2 protein-coding genes are annotated in these 3,230 nt (G+C 40.0%); one reads left to right on the top strand and one right to left on the bottom strand.

Annotated features, from left to right (window positions below):
- On the bottom strand, positions 1–638 hold a 638-nt coding region (locus tag O9290_RS10300), incomplete at its 3' end, for a transposase family protein (protein WP_288087026.1).
- Positions 639–1,130: 492 nt separating this feature from the next.
- Here O9290_RS10300 and O9290_RS10295 point away from each other — a divergent pair.
- Entirely contained in the window at positions 1,131–3,032 is a 1,902-nt protein-coding gene (locus O9290_RS10295; RefSeq protein WP_002763291.1) for a M48 family metallopeptidase, read from the top strand.
- Positions 3,033–3,230: the final 198 nt, after the last annotated feature.

Raw genomic sequence — 3,230 nt, 5'->3', positions numbered from 1 at the left:
GGCAACCAAAGGTCTATGCTGACTTCTTCAATTTGCTCTAACACCTCTTTTCCCCACCCTGTAAGCGTTTCCCTCAATTCTTCTTGTGTTCGCTTCTCTAGAATAGCTATTAGTTTTCCCGTATCTAAATTTACTAAAACCGCACAGTAATTTTTTTGTCCTTTGACTAGAGCGATTTCGTCAATTCCTAGTCTTTTTAATTTCGATAGGTCTGTCTCTGTAATTTCTTCAGCTATGTCCTCTATCATTCTTTGAATCTCTTCTTCCGTTACGTCATTTCTTCGACTAACATTTAAAGTATCTCCTTCTTTTAATTGTTCGAGTATATTTGCGGCTAGTCTTTTCGTATAGGTTCGTTTCTTGGCGACAAAATCTAACTCTTCGCTAAAGGGTTTCTGACAATTATCGCCCTTAAATTGACGACGATTAACCTGTAGGTACACTGGTTGACCTGAGATTGGTAAATCTTTGACTAAATGTCGATGATTTTGGTGTAGTTTATCGCTCTCTAAGCCACAATGAGGACAGGTTGCTTTTTGATTTTTCGATTCGATTCGGCAAACTATACCGATATTTTCTAGGTGTAGATAGCCTTGAATACAGGTTCCTTTTAGGTTCAAAAATTTGTCAAGTATCATAAGTAAAACACTCTGGTTTTTGGCCATTATATCAAATCTTAACTCGATTGTCTATCTTTTGGTATTAACCTATTTGTGCCTTAAGTCCTTTCCTGTATGGGTTTCAGCTACTTTTGAGCGTAGTTGCTCTCATCGAATTTTATTTTAAGTTAATTATTTGCATAACAATTCCCGAAGAGCCAAAAAAATTAAACTAAAATCACCAAAATTCCGAAATCAAGAGGAAAGCCGCTGATGTTTTTCCATAAGGCAAAATCAGACTAAGCCGCTTTACCCCTCTGAATTGAGGAATTTTACCCCTACCCGAAAAATAGAACGGAACCTTGACAGCACGAATCATCACACCAGCACCTTTTCAGTGATCAGTTATCAGTTAAGTACCTAAGCAAAATTAATTACACATATCTAACCCCCCCCTTGCCTCTTGCATGAGTGCCTTTCTTCACTAGGAAATTTATAACGCATCTTTCGATAGTTAGTACAGTTATTTTTATGACAATCACACAGAAACAGTTTGATACATTAGTTGGAACGCTAGAAAAATTCTCGAAGGCACATCCTAGGAGTTATCGCCTACGAGTTGCCCTGTTTGCCATATTAGGGTACGCCTACATCTTTCTGGTGCTTGCTGGGCTGTTAACACTAATTGGATTAATTGTCTCATTTATTGTTTTCAGTCACCGTGTCAATTCTGTCATTATTAAGCTGGCTATTTTGTTACTAATTCCAGCATGGGTGATTGTGCGATCACTTTGGGTGACCGTCCCTGAGCCTGAAGGTTTGAAACTTAATCGTCATCAAGTTCCTAAATTATTCGCTCTAGTCGATGAGTTGACGACTAAACTCCAAGCTCCCCGATTTCATAACATCCTGTTAAATCAAGAGTTCAATGCAGCAGTCGTTCAAGTTCCACGACTGGGTATCTTTGGTTGGCAGGAAAACTATTTACTTTTGGGACTTCCCTTGATGCAGTCATTATCGCTGGAACAACTTAAAGCAGTTATGGCGCACGAGTTAGGGCATCTCTCTGGTAACCATTCTCGCTTTGCAGCATGGATTTATCGAATTCGCAAAACTTGGATGCAGATTTATGAACAGTTACATCAAAGCGATCAATCTGGAGCCTTTGTTTTATTTAATCGCTTTTTAGATTGGTATTGGCCTTCCTTTAATGCCTATTCTTTTACCCTGGCACGAATGAATGAGTATGAAGCTGATCGCTGTGCGGCTCAACTCACTAGCGCAAACAACACGGCTGAAGCTCTAATTAACATAGAAGTCAAAGCTCGTTTTCTGGAGAGTTCCTTCTGGTCAGATATCCAAAAACGGGCAGAGCATCAGGCTGATCCACCGAGCAATGCTTATTCATCTATGTTGACCGTTTTGCATAATCCAATTGCCGAAGAGGAGACCAAACAATGGTTAGAGCAGGCACTTGCACAAAAAACCAGTTATGCAGACACCCATCCCTGTCTTGCTGATCGGTTAAAATCGCTGGGTTATCAGACTACTCAATTAGAAACGTTACCTCAACCCGCAACAATCCAAATAAGTGCAGCAGAACACCTTCTGGGAAAGATGATCTTACACAAATTTGCGAAACAGTTCGATCAAGATTGGAAAGCAGCCATATCGACACCTTGGCGACAGCGCTATGCATACCTACAGGAAACCAAAGACAAACTACGAGCATTAGATCAAAAAGCCCAAATGCAGACTCTGCCTGAACAAGAAGCATGGGAACGAGCCTATTACACCTTGGAATTACAAGGTGGTGAAGCAGCACTTCCCTTCTTACAAGACGTGTTAAAAATTCAGCCCGATCATGCAGAAGCAAACTATGCTATTGGACAAGTTTTTTTACACAAGGCTGATGCATCAGGCATTGCCCATATCGAAAAAGCCATAGAGCAAAGAGTGGATTGGGTCATAGCTGGCTGTGAGTTAGTTTATGGTTTTTTCTGTCAACAAGGTCAAACTGAAGAGGCTCAGAAATATCGCGCACGAGCTGAACAACATTATCAACTTTTACTAAAAGCTCAACAGGAAAGAGCTACTGTGGGTGATTACGATAGATTTCAACCTCACACTCTGAAAGCATTAGAGGTAAATGAACTGAAACAGCAGTTAGCTTGCTATCCGCAGGTTAAAGAAGCTTATCTAGTAGAGAAAGTGGTCAGGTACTTTCCTGAAAACCACTTCTGTGTTCTAGGGATTGTTCGTAAACGAGATTTGATTGAAAGTTCGGATGCGCCTCATAAATTAATTAACTTGCTCGTTACCAATTTACAGTTTCCTACTCAAGCCTATATCATCATCTTGAACCACGGCAGTTCTGATAAGCTCAAGAAAAAGATTTGTCAGATTCATCGGTCTTTAATTTTTCGACGTTAGTGGGACTTAAACGCTAAATAAAGATCAAATCGAGTATAATCGTTAAAGAGTAAGCACTGGTTCTTCGGTTTGTGTTATGCAATGGAGGGGGGTTATAAAGGATAAAACCCTTACACAGAAAGACATTGCTTCGATTTTGGCCAATTGTTTTCTATCTAGAACGAGCTAATCAATTGAGTCTCTTGCCCTATAAGGATT

Source organism: Microcystis sp. LE19-41.2A, assembly GCF_027530405.1.
Classification (GTDB): Bacteria; Cyanobacteriota; Cyanobacteriia; order Cyanobacteriales; family Microcystaceae; genus Microcystis; species Microcystis aeruginosa.
Note: the sequence above shows the minus strand (reverse complement) of the source record. Positions and strands in the feature narration are given on the sequence as shown.